14 protein-coding genes and 2 pseudogenes are annotated in these 20492 nt (G+C 73.1%); 6 read left to right on the forward strand and 10 right to left on the reverse strand.

Features of this window, described 5'->3' with window-relative positions:
• Nucleotides 1–62: 62 nt before the first annotated feature.
• Genes ACZ4W9_RS19315 through ACZ4W9_RS19335 form a run of 5 tightly spaced genes read right to left on the reverse strand, consistent with a single transcriptional unit; the run spans nucleotide 63 to nucleotide 4419 of the window.
• The gene (locus ACZ4W9_RS19315) at nucleotides 63–1274 is read right to left on the reverse strand and encodes a cytochrome P450 (protein ID WP_467937210.1); all 1212 of its coding nucleotides are present in this window, start codon (nucleotides 1272–1274) and stop codon (nucleotides 63–65) included.
• The gene (locus ACZ4W9_RS19320) at nucleotides 1271–1933 is read right to left on the reverse strand and encodes a GTP-binding protein (RefSeq protein ID WP_467937212.1); all 663 of its coding nucleotides are present in this window, start codon (nucleotides 1931–1933) and stop codon (nucleotides 1271–1273) included. Before ACZ4W9_RS19320 ends, ACZ4W9_RS19315 begins: the two co-directional genes overlap by 4 nt.
• On the reverse strand, nucleotides 1914–2276 hold the full coding sequence (locus ACZ4W9_RS19325) for a DUF742 domain-containing protein (RefSeq protein WP_467937215.1): 363 nt from the start codon (nucleotides 2274–2276) through the stop codon (nucleotides 1914–1916). The genes ACZ4W9_RS19320 and ACZ4W9_RS19325 overlap by 20 nt, the downstream gene beginning before the upstream one ends.
• On the reverse strand, nucleotides 2273–2680 hold the full coding sequence (locus ACZ4W9_RS19330) for a roadblock/LC7 domain-containing protein (RefSeq protein WP_318199853.1): 408 nt from the start codon (nucleotides 2678–2680) through the stop codon (nucleotides 2273–2275). The genes ACZ4W9_RS19325 and ACZ4W9_RS19330 overlap by 4 nt, the downstream gene beginning before the upstream one ends.
• A complete protein-coding gene (locus tag ACZ4W9_RS19335; RefSeq protein WP_467937218.1) occupies nucleotides 2677–4419 on the reverse strand; it encodes an ATP-binding protein in 1743 nt (580 codons plus the stop codon). Before ACZ4W9_RS19335 ends, ACZ4W9_RS19330 begins: the two co-directional genes overlap by 4 nt.
• Nucleotides 4420–4676: 257 nt before the next feature.
• On the opposite strand from ACZ4W9_RS19335, the gene ACZ4W9_RS19340 reads away from it, so the two are divergent.
• From ACZ4W9_RS19340 to ACZ4W9_RS19355, 4 genes and pseudogenes are all read left to right on the forward strand, one after another.
• Nucleotides 4677–5612 carry a hypothetical protein gene (locus tag ACZ4W9_RS19340; RefSeq protein WP_467937220.1) on the forward strand — a complete coding sequence of 312 codons (936 nt, stop codon included), beginning with the start codon at nucleotides 4677–4679 and terminating at the stop codon, nucleotides 5610–5612.
• Between the two features lie 86 nt (nucleotides 5613–5698).
• Nucleotides 5699–5905: pseudogene (locus tag ACZ4W9_RS19345) on the forward strand (DUF4158 domain-containing protein); the annotation flags it as partial.
• Between the two features lie 11 nt (nucleotides 5906–5916).
• Nucleotides 5917–8733 carry a Tn3 family transposase gene (locus tag ACZ4W9_RS19350; RefSeq protein ID WP_467937222.1) on the forward strand — a complete coding sequence of 939 codons (2817 nt, stop codon included), beginning with the start codon at nucleotides 5917–5919 and terminating at the stop codon, nucleotides 8731–8733.
• Nucleotides 8734–9015: 282 nt separating this feature from the next.
• Complete coding sequence (locus ACZ4W9_RS19355; protein ID WP_467937224.1) at nucleotides 9016–9570, forward strand: hypothetical protein; 555 nt, start codon at nucleotides 9016–9018, stop codon at nucleotides 9568–9570.
• A gap of 51 nt (nucleotides 9571–9621) precedes the next feature.
• Here the strand turns inward: ACZ4W9_RS19355 and ACZ4W9_RS19360 are convergent, their stop codons facing one another.
• The gene (locus tag ACZ4W9_RS19360; RefSeq protein ID WP_467937226.1) at nucleotides 9622–10296 is read right to left on the reverse strand and encodes a site-specific integrase; all 675 of its coding nucleotides are present in this window, start codon (nucleotides 10294–10296) and stop codon (nucleotides 9622–9624) included.
• A 495-nt stretch (nucleotides 10297–10791) separates the two neighbouring features.
• On the opposite strand from ACZ4W9_RS19360, the pseudogene ACZ4W9_RS19365 reads away from it, so the two are divergent.
• Nucleotides 10792–14020, forward strand: a pseudogene (locus tag ACZ4W9_RS19365) (pyruvate carboxylase).
• A gap of 57 nt (nucleotides 14021–14077) precedes the next feature.
• On the opposite strand, the gene ACZ4W9_RS19370 reads toward ACZ4W9_RS19365, so the two are convergent.
• The 3 genes from ACZ4W9_RS19370 to ACZ4W9_RS19380 form a co-directional block, all read right to left on the reverse strand.
• The gene (locus ACZ4W9_RS19370) at nucleotides 14078–15046 is read right to left on the reverse strand and encodes an SMP-30/gluconolactonase/LRE family protein (protein ID WP_467937227.1); all 969 of its coding nucleotides are present in this window, start codon (nucleotides 15044–15046) and stop codon (nucleotides 14078–14080) included.
• Nucleotides 15047–15234: 188 nt separating this feature from the next.
• The gene (locus tag ACZ4W9_RS19375) at nucleotides 15235–15699 is read right to left on the reverse strand and encodes a hypothetical protein (RefSeq protein ID WP_467937229.1); all 465 of its coding nucleotides are present in this window, start codon (nucleotides 15697–15699) and stop codon (nucleotides 15235–15237) included.
• Nucleotides 15700–15953: 254 nt separating this feature from the next.
• Entirely contained in the window at nucleotides 15954–18125 is a 2172-nt protein-coding gene (locus ACZ4W9_RS19380; RefSeq protein WP_467937296.1) for a glycoside hydrolase family 31 protein, read from the reverse strand.
• Nucleotides 18126–18925: 800 nt separating this feature from the next.
• Here ACZ4W9_RS19380 and ACZ4W9_RS19385 point away from each other — a divergent pair.
• A complete protein-coding gene (locus tag ACZ4W9_RS19385; RefSeq protein ID WP_467937231.1) occupies nucleotides 18926–19306 on the forward strand; it encodes a hypothetical protein in 381 nt (126 codons plus the stop codon).
• A 22-nt stretch (nucleotides 19307–19328) separates the two neighbouring features.
• On the opposite strand, the gene ACZ4W9_RS19390 is transcribed toward ACZ4W9_RS19385, so the two are convergent.
• Nucleotides 19329–20336 carry a Ppx/GppA family phosphatase gene (locus tag ACZ4W9_RS19390; protein WP_467937234.1) on the reverse strand — a complete coding sequence of 336 codons (1008 nt, stop codon included), beginning with the start codon at nucleotides 20334–20336 and terminating at the stop codon, nucleotides 19329–19331.
• Nucleotides 20337–20492: the final 156 nt, after the last annotated feature.

Genomic DNA, 20492 nt, shown 5'->3' on the forward strand with positions numbered 1-20492 from the left:
GCCGGTCCGGGGAGGAACCCGGACCTCCGGCCGTACGACGCTCCGGCCGGGGCGACGCGGGATCAGCGGGCCGGCAGGGGGGTGAACCGGACGGGGAGTCTGGTCAGTCCTCTCAGCCAGGGCGAGGGCCGGCGGGCGAGGGAGTCGGCGGGCACCGCCAGGTCGATGTCCGGCAGCCGGTCCAGCACCACCTCGATGCCGGTCCGCGCGATCACCTCGGCGACCTCCTGCGCGGGGAAGGGGCAGCGGTGCTCGCCGTGGCCGAAGGAGAAGTGGGCGTTGTTGCCGCCGGTCAGCACCGAGGCGTCGGTGCGCACCTGAGGATCGGAGTTGGCGCCCTGCAGACCCAGCAGCAGCAGGTCGCCGGCCCGGACGGCCCGGCCGCCGAGGCGGGTGTCGCGGGCGGCCCAGCGGCCCGCCACGTTCTGCGTGGGCGTGTCCTCCCACAGCACCTCGTTCATCGCCTCGGCGACGCTGTTGCGCCCGCCGAACAGGGAGGCGGCGAACCGGTCGTCGGTCAGCATCAGCCGCAGCGAGTTGCCGATCCAGTCGGCGGTGGGCTGGTGCCCGGCCGCCAGCATGACCATCAGGTCCTGCACGATCTCCTCGTCACTGAACCCGCTGTCGTCGGCGAGCATCCGGGAGACCACGTCGTCCGCGGGCTCCTTCCTCCGGTCCGCGACCAGCCGGGCCATGGAACCGGCGAGATGCGCCTGCCCGGCCAGCGCCCGCTCCCGGCCGTCGATCATGTCGTTCAGGGCGGTGACGAGCCCGGGGCCGTCCTCGTCCGGGAAGCCGTACAGCCGGGCCAGGACCCGCACCGGCAGCAGCATCGCGTACTGCGCGATCAGATCGGCCTCGCCCGCGGAGCACAGCGCGTCGATCAGCTCGTCCGCGAACCGCTCGGCGTGCCCGCGCAGTTCGAACGCGTCGACCGCCTCCAGCGCGTTGCTCACCATCGCCGCGCGCTGCCGGTGCCGTTCGCCGACGGTGTAGAGGATCGACGGCTGCTTGCGTCCGATCATCGGCAGCAGCGGCCAGTCCGCGGGGATGTTCTCCCACTGGTTCCACAGGTCCGAGTCCCGGCTGAACAGCACGGGATCGCCGGTGACCTGATGCAGCTCGCGGTAGCCGAGCACCAGCCAGGCGGGGATGTCACCGTCGAGCAGCACCGGCACCACGGCGCCGTGGTCGCGCCGCATCTCCCGGTACAGGCGGGCGGGTTCGGTCTGGAACCGGGGACCGCTGAGCGGGACGGCGTCGGGGGTGGTCACACGAACTCCTGTCGGGGCAGGCCCGCCCGCGCGGACGGGTCGGCGTACCGGTTCTTCACGTGCTGCACCAGCGTGATCAGCACCTGTTTGCCCGACTCCCGGGAGCGGGCGTCGCAGTCGACCAGCGGCACCTGCGGATCGAGGTCGAGGGCCTCGCGGACGTCCGCCCCGGCACGCACCGGGCCGCCGAAGTCGTTGCAGGCCACGATGAACGGCGTGCCGTGGTGCTCCAGCCGGTCGATGGCGTACCAGGAGTCGTCGATCCGCCGGGTGTCGACCAGCACGACCGCGCCGAGCGTGCCGGTGAACAACCGGTCCCACAGGAACCAGAACCGCTCCTGGCCCGGCGCGCCGAACAGGTACAGCACATTGCGCGCGTCCAGGGTGATCCGGCCGAAGTCGAAGGCCACGGTGGTCGCGGACTTGCCGCGGACCTGGGCGATGTCGTCGATCGCCGCGCCGGCCTGGGTCATCGTCTCCTCGGTGTTGAGGGGACGGATCTCGCTGACCGAACGGACCAGCGTGGTCTTGCCGACGCCGAAGCCGCCCACGACCACGATCTTGAAGCCTTGGTCGGCGGAGGCACCCAACGGGGTGCTCCCCCGCTCTCGGCTCCGCTCGAGCGGGGGGACCCCCATGTCAGAGGTTGCGAAGTCCAACGAGCACCTGCTCCAGGATGTCGGGATCGGTGATGGCCGGGCGGCGCGGATGCCGGGCGCTGACCCGGCCCGCCGCCAGCAGATCGGCCAGCAGGACCTTGGTGATGCCCACGGGCAGCCGCAGCTCGGCGGCGATCTCCACCACCGAGGTGGGGGACTGGGCCAGCTTCAGGATCGCCACGTGCTCCGACTGCATGCCGGCCGTCGGCTCCGACTCGGCGACCACGAGGGTGACCAGGTCGAAGGGGTTGTCGGCGTCGGACCGGCTGCGGCCCTGGGTGATGGTGTACAGCCGGTCGGGAGCGTCGTCGCGGCCCGGGCGGTTCCTGCCGGGTCCGCTCATGACGTACGGGGCAGAGCGGTCAGGTACGCGCCGAGCTGCTCCACCAGCTCGCTCATGTTGTGCCCGACGACCCCGGCGTCCGCGTCCTCGGTGGTGATCACGGCCAGATGGGCGCCGGCGCCCGCCTCCACGATGAACAGCACACCGCCGTAGAACTCGGTCATCGCCGAGCGCACCCCGCCGCTGCCGTCGCCGAACTCCACGGACGCGCCGTGCGACAGCGACTGGATGCCGGCGGCGATCGCGGCGAGCTGGTCGGCCTGGTCGACGCTCAGCTCCGGTGTCCGGCACAGCTTCAGCCCGTCCCGGGACAGCACGAGGGCGTGCCGGGCGCCCGGGGTCCTCTCCAGCAGGCCCTCCAGGAGCCAGGTGAGCTTGTCGTCGGCGGTGGTCGGGCCGGTCATGAAGTGGTGTCGCCTTCCGGGTGCGCGTGCGGGTGCGGGTGGGATGACTCGGGGGAGCCGTGCTCGCCGGCGCCGTACGGGGAGCGGCCGGCCGGCGCGTCGGCCGGCGGAGACCCGGCGGCGCGGTCGCCGGGCGCGGCGGATACCGGGGGCACGGCGGCGCGGTCGTCCGGCACCGGCGCGTGGGACGCGCCGGAGGTGCCGACCGGGCCGGACGTGCCCGCCGCGTCGACGGAACCGGGCGGGTCGAAGGAGCCGGCCGGGGCCTCGCTCTCCGGTGGGCCGGCCGTGGCGCCGGGCCGCGAGCCCGTGGGCACCGACGGGCGGACGGCCTGGCGGAAGCTGCTGAAGCGGGCCGCGCGGGCCTTGCCCTCGTCGGCGGTCGGCGCGGTACGCGGCTCGGTGCCGTACGCGGACCGGGCACGCTCGGCCTCGGCGAGCGTACGGCCCCGGCGCCGCTTGGGCAGCCCGGCCGGGCCCGGTTCCGGCGACGCGGCGGACTCGTGGGCCGGGGCGGCCTCCACGGCGGCCGGCGCGGACGTTGTGCCGCGCACGGGCGTCGCGCCCCGCGCGGGCGGGGCCGCGGCGGCCGGCCCGGCCGGGGCCGGACCGGTCAGGATGGACTGCGGGACGAGCAGCAGCACGCCCGTGCCGCCGCGCGCGGAGGGCCGGAACGACACCTTGAGCCCGTGCTTGCGGGCGAGCCGCCCGACCACGGCGAGCCCGAGCCGGGTACCGGTCAGACCGCCCAGCTCGGAGACGTCCCCGGCGACCGCGCGCTCGGCGCGGCGCAGCTGCACGTCGCCCATCACCAGCCCGCTGTCCTCCACCGAGACGATGACCCCGGCCGGCACCTCCTCCACGTACACGTGGACCTCGGCCGTGGGCGGCGAGAAGTTCGCGGCGTTGTCGAGGAGTTCGGCGAGCGCGTGCATCACGCCCTCGGCGGCGTGCCCCGCGACGGCGACCTCGCTCGTCGAGTGCACCCGCACCCGCCGGTACCCGGCGATCCGGCCCATCGCACCGCGCAGGATGGACTCCATCCCGATCGGCCGCGCCCACCGGCGCCCCGAACGCGCCCCGGTGAGCACGGCGATGGAGTCCGCGAGCCGGCCGGCCTGGGCGGTGCGGTGGTCGAGGTGGAGCAGATCGGTCAGCACGTCCTCGTCGGTGTGCCGCTCCTCCATCGCGCGCAGGTCGGCGAGCGTGGCCGTGGCCAGGGCCTGCATCCGGCCGGCGGCGTTGGAGGTCGCGGAGATCGCGGCCGACCGCTCCCGCCGGGCCTGCTCCAGCTCGCCCGCCAACCGGGCGTTCTCCTGCCGGACGCGGTCCAGCTCCCGGGTGCCCTCCGCGACCAGGCGGTCCCGCTCGGCGCCGAAGGACTCCGTCAGCTCGGCGCGCTGCCGGGCGAGTTCGTCGATGAGGCGCTGCTGCTCCTGGCGGGCCTCCTCGGTCGTGCGGGCCTGCTGCTGGAGCAGCCGTCCGATGTCCTGGGTGACGCCCTCCAGCCGCTGCCGGGCGTCCCGCGCGGAGCGCCGCGCGTGCGCGGCCGTGGCCACCGCCGCGCTGAGGACGACCGCCGCCACGGCCCCGCCCCCGGCGAGCGGGGTGCGCACCGAGCCCGGGGCCACCGCCACGGCCGCGCAGACCGCGAGCGCCGACAGCACACCGGTCACGGCGAGAGCGGAGACGAACGTACGGAGGGAGGGTCGGTCGCCGGGGTGCGTGGGCGCGGTCATCGGTCCGGTCTGGTCCTCGTGCGGCTGGGAGACATGGCACAGGTCGTGAACTCGCGGTCACTATACGAGAGTTCGTGATCAAAAAAGAACAGGTCCCGTTACGTTCCCTGATCCGGGCGGTCATTCGCACCGAGATGCCTGGATCGGGGACGGAACAAAGGGGGCGAAGGTTGCGTCCGGCTCCTGAATCCCACGGTGGGACTTGCCACTCTTATGCGACTTGACGACCCGTGTGGCGGGTCGCTGGACTGTCCCCGGTGATCGAAGAAGGACACATCCGGTGGAGCCCCTCCGCGCCCACGCTCGCACGCCTGGTCCGGCGCGCCGGGCGGGCGCTGGCGGCCGAGTGGCACGGCATCGTCGTCGACCCGGTACGGCGGCTCGCGCGGCGCGGACTGTCCGGGCTGCTCCTGGCGTTCGTCGCCGCCTTCGGTGTCGTCCTCTGCCACGACATCGCCCAGCACCCCGCCGGGGCGGTGTGGGTGCGGCGGCTCGGCGGCGTCCAGGCCGACCTGCCGCTGTGGCTGTCCCTGCTGCGCACCCCCGTGTCGCTGTACGTCCCGGCGCTCGACCTGCCGGTGTGGGCGGGCATCACCCAGCTGTTCCTGGCCTTCGCCCTCGCCGAACTGACCCTGGGCCGGGCCCGGACCCTGCTGATCGCCTACACCACCACCCTGGCCGGCACCCTCACCGCCCGCCTGATGGTCGCCCTGGGCCCCGGCTGGTGGGGGCTCGGACTGCCGCCCGAGGCCGGGCGGGTGCTCGACACCGGCCCCTCGGCGGCCGTGGTCGGCCTGTTCACCTATCTCGCGGTGGTCCGGCGGGCCCCCGTGGTGTTCGTACTGACCGGCGGCTCGATGGTGTGGGAGTCCGTCGCCGTGCCCAACCTGGCGGGCCGCGAGCACCTGATCGCCGTGGCCGCGGCGATCGTCCTCGCCCTGCCGCACGGCCGGGGCGAGCGGCTGCGCACGGCCGTACGGGCCCGGCCGCGCCGCCCCGCGGTCCCGCGGTTCCCGGGACCCGCCGCCGCGCGTACCGCGCGCCGCCCGCGGCGGCCCCGGCCCGCCACCCCGACGGCGCCCGTCCCCGCCCCCGTATCCGCCCCGGACCCGCACGGTCCGCCCCCGCCGCGCCCGCACCCGAACGCACGTCAGGGCCCTGTTCTCGTATTGCTACGACGACCGGACATGTAGCGCTGCGTGACCATCGTGGATGTCGTTTCCCGTGCCGGAGCGGCTCGTTGAGCTGAACGAGTGACGTCGACGGGAGGGCGGGGCGGGTGCGGCAGGACTGGGAGCCGGAGGACCTGATCGAGATCTGGACGCTGCTCGAAGACGACATGAAGAGGGTGCGGAACAAGTCCGGGGCGACTCGGCTCGGCTTCGCGCTGCTGCTGAAGTTCTTCGAGGTGGAGGCTCGGTTTCCGGAGTCGGCCAGGGAGGTCCCGGCCACCGCGGTGGAGTACGTGGCCCAGCAGGTGAAGGTCCCCGCGACCGCGTGGGCGGACTACGGCTGGCAGGGCAAGGCGATCCAACGGCACCGGGGGAGAACCGGGCGGCGTACGGGTTCCGGGCGAACACCGAGGAGGACCAGGACCGGTTGGCGGCGTGGCTGGCGACCGAGCTGTGCCCGGTGGAGCTGTCGCGCGACCGGCTCGCCGCCGCGGTGGTGGCGCGGTGCCGCAACGACCACATCGAACCGCCGGCGCCGGGGCAGGTGCGGCGGTTGGCCGGCAAGGCGGTCAAGGACTTCGAGGAGCGGTTTTGCCGCAGCACAATGGACCGGCTCAGCCACGCGACCCGCTCGCGTCTGGAGGACCTGGTCGCAGGCGATGACGACGGCCAGGACGTGGGTGCCGGCGGCGCGGTGGCGGGCGGTGGGCACTCGCACTTCGCCGAGCTGAAGACAGACCCGGGCGGCCCGGGTCTGGAAAGCTTGCTGGCCGAGGTGAACAAGCTGGAGCGGGTACGGCGCCTGGAGCTGCCCGCGGACCTGTTCGCGGACGTATCGGAGAAGCTGGTCGATGCCTGGCGGGCGCGGGCGTCGAAGGAGTACCCGGCGAACCTGGAGCGGATGAAGCCGCCGCGGCGCCTGACGCTGCTGGCCACGCTGTGCCATGTGCGGCAGACGGAGATCACCGACTCGCTGGTGGACCTGTTCATCCAGCTCGTGCTGAAGATCAACACGCGGGCGGAGCGGCGGGTCGACAAGGAGCTGGGGGCGGAGCTGAAGAAGGTCCGCGGCAAGGAGGCGATGCTGCTGCGGGTGGCGGAGGCGGCGTTGTCGGAGCCGTCGGGCATCGTGCGGCGGGTGATCTTCCCGGTGGTCGGAGGGGAGAAGACGCTCAAGGCGCTGGCGGCGGAGGCTGCGGCAAACGAAGCCCGCTACAAGGCGCGGGTGCGCACTGTGCTGCGGTCGTCGTACTCGGCGCACTGGCGGCGGATGCTCTCGCCGCTGCTGGGTGCGCTGGAGCTGAAGTGCAACAACACCGCCTACCGGCCGGTGATGGACGCGATCGATCTGCTGCAGCGGTATCTGGAGCAGCCGCTGAAGGAGGGCGCGTTCTTCGACGCGGCGGAGACGGTGCCGCTGGACGGCGTGGTGCCCGAGCAGTGGCGGGCGGCGGTCGTCGACGACAAGGGCCGCGTCGAGCGGATCCCGTACGAGCTGTGCGTGCTGGTGGCGCTGCGCGACGCGCTGCGGCGGCGGGAGATCTATGTGGTGGGCGCGAATCGCTGGAAGAACCCGGAGGACGACATGCCGCCCGACTTCGAGGACAACCGGGACGTGCACTACGCCGCGCTCGGCCAGCCGCAGGGCGCCGGGAAGTTCATCGCCGCGCTCCAGGGCAGGCTGCGCACGTCGCTGGACCGCTTCGAGGCGACCCTGGCGGAGGGCACGACGGGCGGGGTGGCGATCGTCAAGAAGCACGGAGAGCCGTGGATTCGGGTCTCCCCGCGCGGCGAGCAGGACGAGCCGGAGTCCCTGGTCGCCATCAAAGCGGAGATCGAGCGCCGGTGGGGCACCATCGACCTGCTGGACATCCTGAAGTACGCCGAGTTCGACACCGACTTCATCGCCGAGTTCACCTCGGTCGCCACCCGCGAGAACCTGTCCAGGGACGTGCTGCGCCGCCGCCTGTTGCTCGTGCTGTTCGGGCTGGGTACGAACATGGGCATCAAGCGGGTCGCGGTGACCGGCAAGCACGGTGAGTCCGAGGCGACGCTGCGGCGGGTGCGGCACCTGTTCGTCAACCGGGCCAACATGCGCGCCGCGCTGGTGAAGCTGGTCAACGCCACCTTCGCCGCCCGGGACGAGATGTGGTGGGGCACCGGTACCGCGTGCGCGTCCGACAGCCGCAAGTTCGGGGCCTGGTCCTCGAACCTGATGACCGAGTGGCACCAGCGCTACCGCGGCCCAGGCGTGATGATCTACTGGCACGTGGAGCGGAAGTCGGTGTGCATCTACTCCCAGCTCAAGAGCTGTTCGGCCTCCGAGGTCGCCTCGATGATCGAGGGCGTGCTGCGGCACTGCACCGACATGGATGTCGACCGGCAGTACACCGACACCCACGGTGCCTCCATCGTCGGGTTCGCCTTCGCGCACATGCTGGACTTCAAGCTGATGCCCCGGCTGAAGAACATCGGCTCCGCGCGGCTGTACCGGCCGGCGGCCGGGGAGGACGACGCCTGGCCGCACCCGGCGCCGGTGCTGTCCACCAAGACGATCAACTGGGATCTGATCCGCCAGCAGTACGACCAGATCGTGAAGTACACCACCGCCCTGCGCCTGGGCACCACCGAGGCCGAGCAGGTCCTGCGCCGCTTCACCCGCGGCGGCCCCAAGCACCCCACCTACCAGGCGATCGAGGAACTCGGGCGGGCCGTACGGACGGCGTTCGTGTGCGACTACCTCGCCGATGTCGAGCTGCGCCAGGAGATTTACGAAGGGCTCCAGGTGGTGGAGAACTGGAACAGCGCGAACAAGGACCTCTTCTACGGCAAGGACGGCGACCTGGCCGGACAGGACAAAGAATCCCAGGAGGTGTCCATGCTCGCCCTCCACCTCCTCCAGTCCGCCCTCGTGCATGTCAACACGCTGCTGATGCAGCAGATCCTCGCCGACGAGAAGTGGGCCGACACCCTCACCGACGCCGACCGGCGGGCCCTGTCCCCGCTGTTCTGGACCCATGTCAATCCGTACGGCCGGTTCGAGTTGGACATGAACAGCCGCCTCGACCTGGACCTCACCCGGAACGCAGTGGTCCCTGGGCCACGCACGCCCGGCGGCGAGACGGCCGTTACTCCGGCGTGAACGGGCTACCTCAGCCGACGTCGTGGATGGAGGCACCATCGCACAGGCCCTGGTCTTCAATGCAGTGGTGGACCAGGCTGTGCAGCCAGGACGAGATTGTGAGGTCAAGTGTCTGAGCGTCGTGCTCGTTTAAGGGTTCGCCAGGTGGGGCCGCGCCCGCCTCTGCCCCAGCTCTCTGGTGCAGATCCCACCCACGGAGACTCATCCCCGACTTCTGGTCCAGAGACCGCCCGAGAACCCGCCAGGCTCCAGCGGCTTGTCAGGGGGTATCGCAGGTCTGATGTGGCCAAGCACACCGCGGTTCTCGCCGCGGTCGTAGCTGCGGCAAGCCTTGCGATCACAGCGTGGGGAACGTACAAGGCTGCTCAGGTCGCAGACGATCAGCTTGCCCAGTCACGTGAGAACAACGAAAACGACGAGCGCGCACAAGCCTCCCGCATCTCGATGTGGACCGAAGGCAACCAGCCGACGCGTATCGTGCTTGCCAACCGCTCCCTGGACCCCGCATGGGCCTCCATATACTTCGATGACCCGACCTTGCCCACGGGCCTCTCCCAGCCGGCCGGGGTCCTCCCGCCTTGCAGTCGCCTAGACGTTCCCGTTGCGAAGCTCTACGCGGATCCAGAAAACATTGTGCGCTCCGGGCTGAGGATCGCATTTGTGGACGCCAACGGAAGAGCTTGGACCCGCGCCGAAGGGGGAGGACTGCGAGGACCGGAATGGCCGAACAGCGTGAGCGTCACCACCAAAGACAAAACCACCATGTGGGCGACCGAAAAAGACGTAGAGGTCAAGACGCTCTCTGAATGCGGCCAAGCAGCTCACCCGAACCAGTAGTCCCAGCCCGGACACCCAAAAGCAAGTCACTCACCGGTAGGTTCCGGGGGCTCAACTCTTGCGGCGGGCTGCGGGGTCGCGTTCGGCGACGTGTCGGGCGACCGCGTCGACGCCGGGGCGGGCGTACCGCTCCAGGGACCGTACAGAGGCGTGGCGGGAGCGGGCCGGCAGCATCGGGGTGGAGGTACCGTCCTCGGCGTCGTGGGTCAGGGCGCTGTGGCGGAGCCGGTGCAGGGTCCAGCCATCCAGGTCCTCGACGTCCTCGGGCGCGGCGAGGGGGTTGGCCAGCAGCCGGGTGGCTTCCTCGAAGATCTCCTCGGCCCGGCGGTAGGACAGGCGGGCCCGGCCTGTCTCGGGGCAGACGTCCGCCGCCGGTGTGCGGGCCGGGGCCTTGCGGTCGGTGAGGAACAGCGGGCCGCGGGTGCGGCGGGCGATGAGGCGGGGCAGGAGCTGGGCGGCGCCGGACTGCCAGTGGATCCACTCCGTCGCCCCGCCCTTGGCGGTGATCTTCCCGCGCTTGTCCTGCGGGTAGAGGTCCTCGACGTTCAGGCACAGCGTCTCGTCCGCGCGGGCGGCGGCCTCGTAGAGCATCTTCCAGCAGGTCGCGATGCCCGCGCCAGTGAGGTATCGCTCGACCGCCGCGGTGTACGACGCGGGCGGGGCGGACAGAGGTACGACCCAAGCGCGCGGCAACCGAAGTGCGCCCCCGCTCCCGAATTCGGTCACTGGTTCGATCGTTACGCCGCTCCGCCACTCCCGGATCAGCCGCAGTAAATGCGTACACCTCGCCCCGGCGGCTGGAATGGTCCGCCGCAGGTCGCGGTGATCACGGTAGGGGCTCCGCCGCAGTAAAAACGGCATTTACTGCGGCACTGACCTGACGAGCCATCGGGCACAGAAAGTCCGATGGCGGACCTCGGAGCCGCTCCTACCGCCAATCGCCTGCACCGCCGGCCCTCGCACCGAATCCGGCTCCGAGCGTCACGCAGCGCTACATGTCCGGTCGCCATAGCAATACGAGAACAGGGCCGTCAGGCCCGGCGGGACCACCTCTGCCGGTGACGGCCGCGCGGCGTGGCCCTGTGGCGCCGGCCACCCCGTCGGTGTGATGGTTTTCGCACATCGGCCCGTGCGGGCAGCCCCTAGGGTGGCCCGCGAGTACGGCGGGCCGGGCCGAGGCCAGGGTGTTCGTCGCCGACAGGCAGCTGAAGGGAATCCATGATGTTCCGCAAGGTGCTGGTCGCCAACCGTGGAGAGATCGCGATCCGCGCGTTCCGGGCGGGCTACGAACTCGGCGCGCGCACCGTCGCCGTGTTCCCGCACGAGGACCGCAACTCGCTGCACCGGCTGAAGGCCGACGAGGCCTACGAGATCGGGGAGCCCGGGCACCCGGTACGGGCCTACCTCTCCGTCGAGGAGATCGTGGCCGCGGCCCGCCGGGCGGGCGCCGACGCCGTCTACCCGGGCTACGGCTTCCTGTCCGAGAACCCCGAACTGGCCCGCGCCTGCGAACGGGCGGGCATCACCTTCGTCGGCCCCGACGCGGCCACCCTGGAGCTGGCCGGCAACAAGGCCCGCGCGGTCGCCGCCGCCCGCGCGGCCGGCGTGCCGGTCCTCGGCTCCTGCCCGCCCTCCACCGACGTGGACGAACTCGTGCGCGCCGCCGAGGACATCGGCTTCCCCGTCTTCGTCAAGGCGGTCGCCGGCGGCGGCGGGCGCGGCATGCGCCGCGTCGAGGACCCGGCCCAGCTGCGCGAGTCCATCGAGGCGGCCTCCCGCGAGGCCGCCTCCGCCTTCGGCGACCCGACCGTCTTCCTGGAGAAGGCCGTCGTCGAGCCCCGCCACATCGAGGTGCAGATCCTCGCCGACGGCGAGGGCGACGTCATCCACCTCTTCGAACGCGACTGCTCGCTGCAGCGCCGCCACCAGAAGGTCATCGAGCTGGCCCCCGCGCCGGGCCTCGACCCGGACCTGCGCGACCGGATCTGCGCCGACGCCGTCCGCTTCGCCCGCGAGATCGGCTACCGCAACGCCGGCACGGTGGAGTTCCTGCTCGACCGCGCCGGCAACCACGTGTTCATCGAGATGAACCCGCGCATCCAGGTCGAGCACACCGTCACCGAGGAGGTCACCGACGTCGACCTGGTCCAGGCCCAGCTGCGCATCGCCGCCGGCGAGACCCTCGCCGACCTCGGCCTCTCCCAGGACACGGTCACCCTGCGCGGCGCCGCCCTCCAGTGCCGGATCACCACCGAGGACCCCGCCAACGGCTTCCGCCCCGACACCGGCCGGATCAGCGCCTACCGCTCCCCGGGCGGCTCCGGCATCCGGCTCGACGGCGGCACCACCCACGCCGGTACGGAGATCAGCGCGCACTTCGACTCGATGCTGGTCAAGCTCACCTGCCGGGGCCGCGACTTCCAGGCCGCCGTCGGCCGGGCCCGGCGCGCGGTCGCCGAGTTCCGCATCCGCGGTGTGGCCACCAACATCCCCTTCCTCCAGGCGGTCCTGGACGACCCCGACTTCCGGGCGGGCCGGGTCACCACCGCCTTCATCGAGCAGCGCCCGCACCTGCTGACCTCCCGGCACTCCGCCGACCGCGGCACCAAGCTGCTCACCTACCTCGCCGATGTCACCGTCAACAAGCCGCACGGCGAGCGGCCCGAGCTGCCCGACCCGGCGACCAAGCTGCCGCCGCTGCCCGCCGGGGAGCCGCCCGCCGGGTCCCGGCAGCTCCTCGTGGACCTCGGCCCGGAGGGCTTCGCCCGGCACCTGCGCGCGTCGCCGACCATCGGCGTCACCGACACCACCTTCCGCGACGCCCACCAGTCCCTGCTCGCCACCCGGGTGCGCACCAAGGACCTCCTCGCCGTCGCCCCGGTCGTCGCCCGCACCCTGCCGCGGCTGCTCTCCCTGGAGTGCTGGGGCGGCGCCACCTACGACGTGGCGCTGCGCTTCCTCGCCGAGGACCCCTGGGAACGGCTGGCCGCGCTGCGCGAGGCGGTGCCCAACATCTGCCTCCAGATGCTGCTGCGCGGCCGCAACACCGTCGGCTACACCCCGTACCCGACGGAGGTCACCGACGCCTTCGTGCAGGAGGCCGCCGCCACCGGCATCGACATCTTCCGCGTCTTCGACGCCCTCAACGACGTCGGCCAGATGCGTCCCGCCATCGACGCCGTACGGGAGACGGGCACCGCGATCGCCGAGGTCGCCCTCTGCTACACCGCCGACCTCAGCGATCCTGCGGAGCGGCTGTACACCCTGGACTACTATCTGCGCCTGGCCGAGCAGATCGTCGAGGCGGGCGCCCACATCCTCGCGATCAAGGACATGGCGGGCCTGCTGCGCGCCCCGGCCGCCGCGAAGCTGGTCTCGGCGCTGCGCCGCGAGTTCGACCTGCCGGTGCATCTGCACACGCACGACACCGCGGGCGGCCAGCTCGCCACCTACCTGGCCGCGATCCAGGCGGGCGCGGACGCGGTCGACGGAGCGGTGGCCTCCATGGCCGGGACCACCTCGCAGCCGTCGCTGTCCGCGATCGTCGCCGCGACCGACCACTCCGAGCGGCCCACCGGGCTCGACCTCCAGGCGGTCGGCGACCTGGAACCGTACTGGGAGGGCGTCCGCAGGATCTACGCCCCGTTCGAGGCGGGCCTCGCCTCGCCGACCGGCCGTGTCTACCACCACGAGATTCCCGGCGGCCAGCTGTCCAACCTGCGCACCCAGGCCGTCGCGCTGGGCCTCGGCGACCGCTTCGAGGACATCGAGGCGATGTACGCCGCCGCCGACCGCATCCTCGGCCGCCTGGTCAAGGTCACCCCGTCCTCCAAGGTCGTCGGCGACCAAGGCGCTCCAGGGCCGGGCGGCGCCCAGGCCCGCGCCCGAACTGTCCGCCGAGGACCGCGAGGGGCTGGCCAAGGACCGGCGGGCCACCCTGAACCGGCTGCTGTTCCCCGGCCCGGCCCGGGAGTTCGACACCCACCGGCAGAGCTTCGGCGACACCAGCGTGCTGGACAGCAAGGCGTTCTTCTACGGCCTGCGCCCGGCCAAGGAGTACGCGGTCGACCTGGAGCCCGGCGTCCGGCTGCTGATCGAGCTGCAGGCGATCGGCGAGGCCGACGAGCGCGGTATGCGCACCGTGATGTCGACGCTCAACGGCCAGCTGCGGCCCATCCAGGTCCGCGACCGGGCCGCCGCCTCCGACGTCCCGGCGACGCGGAAGGCCGACCGCGGCGATCCGGGGCACGTGGCGGCGCCTTTCGCCGGCGTGGTGACCCTGGCCGTCGCCGAGGGCGACGAGATCGAGGCCGGCGCCACGGTCGCCACCATCGAGGCGATGAAGATGGAGGCCACGATCACCGCCCCGAAGGCGGGCCGCGTCTCCCGCCTGGCCATCACCCGGGTCCAGCAGGTGGAGGGCGGCGACCTGCTGGTGGAGATCGCCTGACGTGCCGCGCCCGTCGGGGCCGGCACTCGCACCGGCCCCGACCGGCGCGCGGCCCGGCTACAGCCGGCCGAAGTGGTACCGCAGCCGGGCCACCAGCAGGTTCGCCCCGCGCCCGGTCCGGTAGGCGGCGCTGGGCACGTACACCGTACGGCCGCGGACGGCGACGGAGGTCGGGCCGGCCAGCCCGTCCGCCTCGGTGAGGACGACGGTGTGGCTGCCGTCGCGCCGCACCAGCACCACCTGGTTGCCGCCGTTCAGCGCGGCCAGGGCGGTGCGGCCGGCGCCGGGGAAGGTGAAGTCGTCGATGCCGGCGAGCCCGCGCGCCAGGGTCTCCGGCGCCCCGGCGGACCCGTTCTCGCGCACGGGGACGCGCAGGAGCGTCCCCCGGTCGGTGTTCGACACCCACACGGCGCCGCGGTGGATCTTGAGACCGTTGGCGCCGTAGCCGCCGGCGCGGGACGGCCGCAGCTCGCTGCGGCGGGCCCAGGCGGTGGCCCGGCCGCCCGACGCGGGGACGCGCCAGACGGTGCCGCGCACCGAGTCGGCGGCGTAGAGCACGCCCCGGCGCTCGTCGAGGGCCAGGCCGTTGGGGAACCCGTCGGGCGGCAGCGCGGCGATCTGCGCCGGGGCGCTGCCGGGGGAGAGGCGCCAGACGCCGGTCGCGCGGGTGCCGGTGGCGTAGTTGACGTACAGCGTGCCGTCGTGGGCGCGGGCGAGGCCGGTGACGACGGCCCCGCGCACCAGCGGGGTGGCCGGGGCGGTCACGGCCGGCAGCGTGGCACGGGTGGTGGCGGTCCCGTCGAGGGCCACGTGGGCGACCGTGCGGGCGTGGGCGAAGGCGAGGTCGGCGGAGCCGTCGGGTTCCAGCGCGATGTTCTCGGGCGTCCGTCCGGCGGCCGGGTCGAAGCGGGCGACGACACGCGCGTCGCCGACGGGCGGCTCGGTCCCGGTGGCGGGCGCGGCGGCGACCAGGCCGAGCGCGAGCGCGGCCGTGGCGGCACCTGTCAGACGGGGGCGTCGGGGCATGTGACCTCTTTTCGGGCGGCGCGGGGCGCCGGCGTACGGGGCCACACCAACATGGGGGTGGACGGACCGCCGGTGGCGGGAGCCGGGGCCGCGGGATCGCCCGCGCGGACCACCGGGGCGCACCGTACGAGGCACACCGGGCGGCATCCGGCCGTGACCGCCCCGAGGGGCGCCCGGGAGGCGGGCCGTCAGTCCCAGAGCGGGTAGGTCATGACCCGCTGGAAGCCCTCCGGGCGGTCACCGGGGTAGGTGAGGCTCATCCGGGTGTAGTGCGCGACGCCCGGGTGCTCCTTCCACGGCTCGGAGCGGTCGAGCCGCACGGTCACCGGGTAGGCGTGGAAGGTGCCGGCCGCGCAATAGGGCTCGCAGTCGTTGACCACGTTCACCCCCACCGCGGTCGCCCCGTCCGGGCTCCAGTCGGACCAGCGCAGCCCGGTGAGCCGGCTGTTGCCGTCGCCGCAGGCCAGGATGAAGTCGATGGGGCGTACGGTGCGCTGCCACAGGCAGTCGACCAGGACGGGCCGCGCCGTGCCGGAGTGGCGCGGCGGCGGCGACGCGGGGTCCGGCCCACTGGCCGAGGCCGTCGTCATCGCCGCTGTCAGCAGGGCTCCCGCCGCCAGGGTGACCGTCGTTCCCACCACTGATGCGCGCATCGCCGCTCCCGCCGGTCGTGCTTGGTCCGAACGCGTGACCCCGACGCTACGACCGTCCGGCCGTTCGCACCAGTCGCGCAGGTCGGGCCGCGTGCCGCGGCACCCGCCGAGCGGCCGGCGGCCGGCCCCGGAAGCGTCGGCGAACGAAGGGCCCGGCAGCATCCCCGCCCTCCCGAGCTCCCTCGCACGGGCGCCCCCGGAGGGCGGGGACCCCGAGTGGGGAGCCCCGCCCTCCGGGGGCCGGCGCGGATTCCCTACCTCTCGCCCACCAGGCGCAGCGCGAAGCCGCGGTCGAGCGGCAGCCGGGCCGTGGCCACGGTCGTGACCCGGGTGGCGGGGTCGTACGACCAGGCGCCGTCCGGGAGCCGGCGGCCGTCGAGCAGGACCCGCGCGGGCGCCGTGCCGCCGTGCACCGTGAACCGGTACGCCCGGGCGTCCGCCTTGCCCGCGTAGTCACCTCGGCTCGCGCCGACGGTCACGGTCGTGCCCCGGGCGCCGGCGCGCACCGACACCCGCTGCGTGGCCGCCGCGCCCCGGGCGAAGTCCCGGGTCACGCCGTCGTCCTCGTAGAGCGTGTAGCGGCTGGTGCCGTGCGCGGCCGGGTACAGGTCCCAGTCCAGTTCGTGCCGGTCGCGGGTCTGCCAACTGGTCGTGCCCTTCGGCCACATGGGGACGATCGCGCCCTCGCGCACGAACAGCGGCAGGGTGTCCAGCGGGGCGTGGTAGCCGTCGAGCGTGACCGGGCCCCGATAGGTGCGCCCGGTCCAGTAGTCGGTCCAGGTGCCCTTCGGCAGATAGATGCCGTCCCGGGTGTCGGAGTCCTCGTACACCGGCGCGACGAGGAAGTCCCGGCCGGACAGGAACTCGTACTTCGCCGCGGGACCCAGGGTGGCCGGGTCGTCCGGGTACTCCAGCCACAGCGGCCGCACCGCGCCCACGCCCGTCTTCGCCGCCTCGGCGGACAGGGTGTACATGTACGGCAGCAGCCGCTCCTTCAGCTGGAGGTACTTGCGGTTGACGGAGGTGTACGGCTCGCCGTCCTGCCACGGCTGCTGGTCGGCGGGCTTGCCGGTGGTGAGGTCGCTCGCCCAGCCGTCCATCGTCATGATGGCGGGCAGGAACGCCTTCCACTGGAGGTCGCGGGCGTACATCTTCGCGTCGTGGCGGTAGATGCTGCCCACGTCACCGGTGTTGTAGGCGATGCCGGACATCGTCGCCCCGGCGTACGTCGGGATCTGCCAGCGGATGTAGTCCCAGGACAGCTTCTGGTCGCCGCTCCACAGCACCCCGCAGCGCTGGGCGCCCGCCCAGGACACCGGCAGCCACACGAAGCCGCGCGCGTCGCTGTTGTCCTCGATGCCCTTCTTCGCCGCGTCGCAGGCGTCCAGCGCGAACTTGTAGCCGTTGCCGACCCAGGCCACGTCCAGCTTGGCCACCCGCTGACCCGCCCTGACCTGGTCGGCGAGCTTGTCGATGCCGTTCTCGGTCCACAGGCCGAGCCGGGCGTGATGGTCTTCGAGGCCCTTGGCGGTCGGCTCCAGGTTCTCGTAGCCGCAGCCGTACCCGTCGTTGACCAGCATCCAGCCGAGCGGCATGTGGTGCTCGGTGTAGCCGTCGGCGACCTTCAGCGCGTCCAGGGTGTGCCGCTCGCCCCGGTTGGCGTTGTGCAGGTAGCAGTCGGAGTCGCCCGGCTCCAGGCCGTACACCGGGGGCATGAAGGGCCGGCCCACCAACGCCGTGTACTTGCCGATCACCTGCTTGGCGTCGCCGAGGAAGTAGTAGGCGTCGAACCGGCGTTCCTGCTGGCCGGTGGTCACCGGCGCGCCGAAGGTGTACACGCCCGGCGCGAAGGTGTTGCGGAAGACCCCGTAGCCCGCGCTGGAGAGGTAGAACGGCTGGGAGTTGTTGTAGCCGCCCTCGTTCCAGTCGAAGCTGTTGGCGACGTACATGGTCCGGCCGCGGTGGGAGAAGCCGCCGTTCTGCTCGCCGCCGCCGAAGAACTGCTCGTCCGCGCCGCGCGCGAGGCTCTGCCGCATCCCGCCGGCCGACCAGCGCAGCGGCCTGTCCTCCTGCCAGATCCGGGTGCGGTTGTCGGGCCGGTACAGCCCGAACCGCAGCGGTTTCTTGTACACGCGCAGCACGGCCTCCGGGGAGCGGATGCCGTAGTAGCCGCCCGCGTCGAAGGACGAGGTGTCCCGCTTCGGGGCGGGCCGCCGCCGCACGATGGCGGTGCCGGCCGGATCGCTCGGCGCGCCGGACGGGTCGGCCTGGAGCCGGAGCTGACCTCCCTTCAAGAAGTCGGCTTGGGCCGTCAGTTGCCCGGCCTTGATGGTGTACCGGCCGTTGCCGCCCGAGAAGGACGTGACGTCGCCGGCGTCCGTGGTCGCGGGCAGATAGGCGCTGCCGGTGAAGGAGTTGTCGTGCACGTCGTACGGCACCACGAGCACGTGGTACGTCCCCGACGCCCGCGGGATGACCGTGGCCTCGGGGTCGGCGGTGGCCGCGCCGGAGGCCACCTGCTTGCCGTGGTCGTCGTAGACGTACAGGTCGAAGTCGTCCGAGGGGCGCTCCCAGGCGATGGACAGCGGGACACCGCCCTCGGGGCTGTCGTCCCAGTAGCCGTCGGGCACCGAGACGGTGAGGTCGAAGCGGTGGCAGACCGTGTTCCCGGGATCGTCGGCCGCGGCGGGGCACTTCTCGGGGCCGCCGCCGGTGCCCTTGGCGTAGACCGGGCTCCGCCAGCCGGCGCTGCCGTGGGCCGGGTCCAGTACGGCGCCGGACCCGGCGGGGGCGGCCTCGGCGGGCGCCGGGCCGGCCAGCAGGGCCGCGGCCAGGGCGGTCGCCGGCCCCAGCGGAACCCAGGCGGGCCACGGCACACGATGTCGGAGTCTTCGCACGGCGGAACAGCTCCCCTCGCACCTTTGCGGATTGACTGTCCTGGCTGGAATTGCTTGGAGACGCTTGAAACGAGCGTCAATCGAGCAACTTCACGCACGAAGCCTCGGGGTGGATACAGGTACATGTCAATAGCAGGGGTCGGTCACGGTTCCGGGCGCGTCGGAGCACCGGCCGTGGGGAGCGGTCTGCTGCATTGGCGGGACCCCGGTCACCGGGTCGGGGGAGTGGACCGGCGGCCGGCGGGCCGGACCCGCGGGCCGGTGTGACGATCACAGGAAGGTGACCCAGCGATCCCGGCCGTCACCGCGGCCGGTAGGAGGACCACACGATGAACCCCACACTCAAACGCCTGCTCGGCACCGGCGCGGCGGTGGCCACGGGCGCCGCCGCCCTGCTCGGCACCGGAACCGGCACCGCCGAGGCCGCCGGCCGCGCCCACTGCGACCGCGCCGAACGCCCCATATGGAGTGAGGGGCCCAGCCGTAACGTGACCGCCCGCCACTGCAGCGTGCCGGACCAGGACCACCGCTGGTACACCGTCGCCTTCGACACCCTCGTCCAGCCCCACCACGAGAACGACTACGTGGACGGGGGCGTCGAGCGGACCGCCACCCTGCACGACCGGAGCATCAGGTGCCTGGGCTACACCACCGACAAGGACACGGTGAACTGGTTCGGCTGCATGCCCCGCCTGAGGCACACCTCCTGAACCCGGCCGCCGGGCCCGGCCGTCAGGCCGGAGGGCCCGCGACGCGCAGGACCGCCGGCGCGACGGCGTCGGCGGCGCCGGCGGTGGTGGTGACGTCCGTCCACCAGTCGGCGCCGTCCTCGGCATAGCGCAGCAGTACGCCCTCCCGGATCGCCCAGGGACAGACCACGGCCCGGGTGAGCCCCATCAGCTTCAGCGCCGTGTGCCCCACCACCGCCCCGGCCAGGCTCTGCGCGGCGCGCGGCGCGGAGATCCCCGGGAGCCGGGATCGCTCGGCGGCGGGCAGCGCGGCCAGCGCACGCACCGCCTCCCCCAGGTCCCGGCAGGCCAGTTCCCGCTCCACGAACGGGCCGTGGCGCCCCGGCGGCGCACCGCACAGCCGGGCCAGCTGCTGGAAGGTGCGGGAGGTGACGGCGGCGGTGCGCGGACGCTCCCAGCGGATCCGCGCGGCCACGTCCCGCAGTTCGTGCCGGACCCGGCGGCGCAGCTCCTTCAGCTCGCCCGGCTCCGGCGGGTCCTGCACGGCCAGGTACTCCCGGGTCAGCCGGCCCGCGCCGAGCGGCAGGGACGCCACGAAGCCGGGCATCCGGCCCCGCCCGAAGGCCACCTCCAGCGAGCCGCCGCCGATGTCGAGCAGCGCCAGCGGGCCCGCCTTCCAGCCCAGCCAGCGGCGGGCCGCCAGGAAGGTCAGCTCGGCCTCCGTCTCCCCGGGCAGGGTGCACATGCGCACCCCGGTCCCGGCCGCCACCCGGTGCAGCACCTCCTGCCGGTTCGGGGCGGTGCGGACGACCGTGGTCGCGAAGGCCAGCGGGCCCGCCGCCTGCCAGCGGCGGGCCGTGGCGCTCGCGGCGTCCACCGCCTCCACCAGCCGCCGCACCGCCTCGTCGGCGATCGTCCCGTCCGGACCGAGGTGTTCGGACAGGCGCAGCTTCCACTTGACCGTGTGCACCGGCAGCGGCACACCCCCCTCCACGTCCGCGATCACCAGTCGCACCGTGTTCGACCCCGCGTCCACCACACTCACCCGCATGGCCGGGACGTACCCACTCCACCGGCACGATCACCCTCCGCACGAGGGGCGTGCCGGTGCACGGACCTGCCGGCGCACGCCTCCGGACCGTTTCGCGGGGCGGCCGGACGCGGGTCCGGTGGCACGCGCCGCGCGCTCCGGGTGCGGGCGGGCGTC

Source organism: Streptomyces sp. NPDC029296, assembly GCF_055569255.1.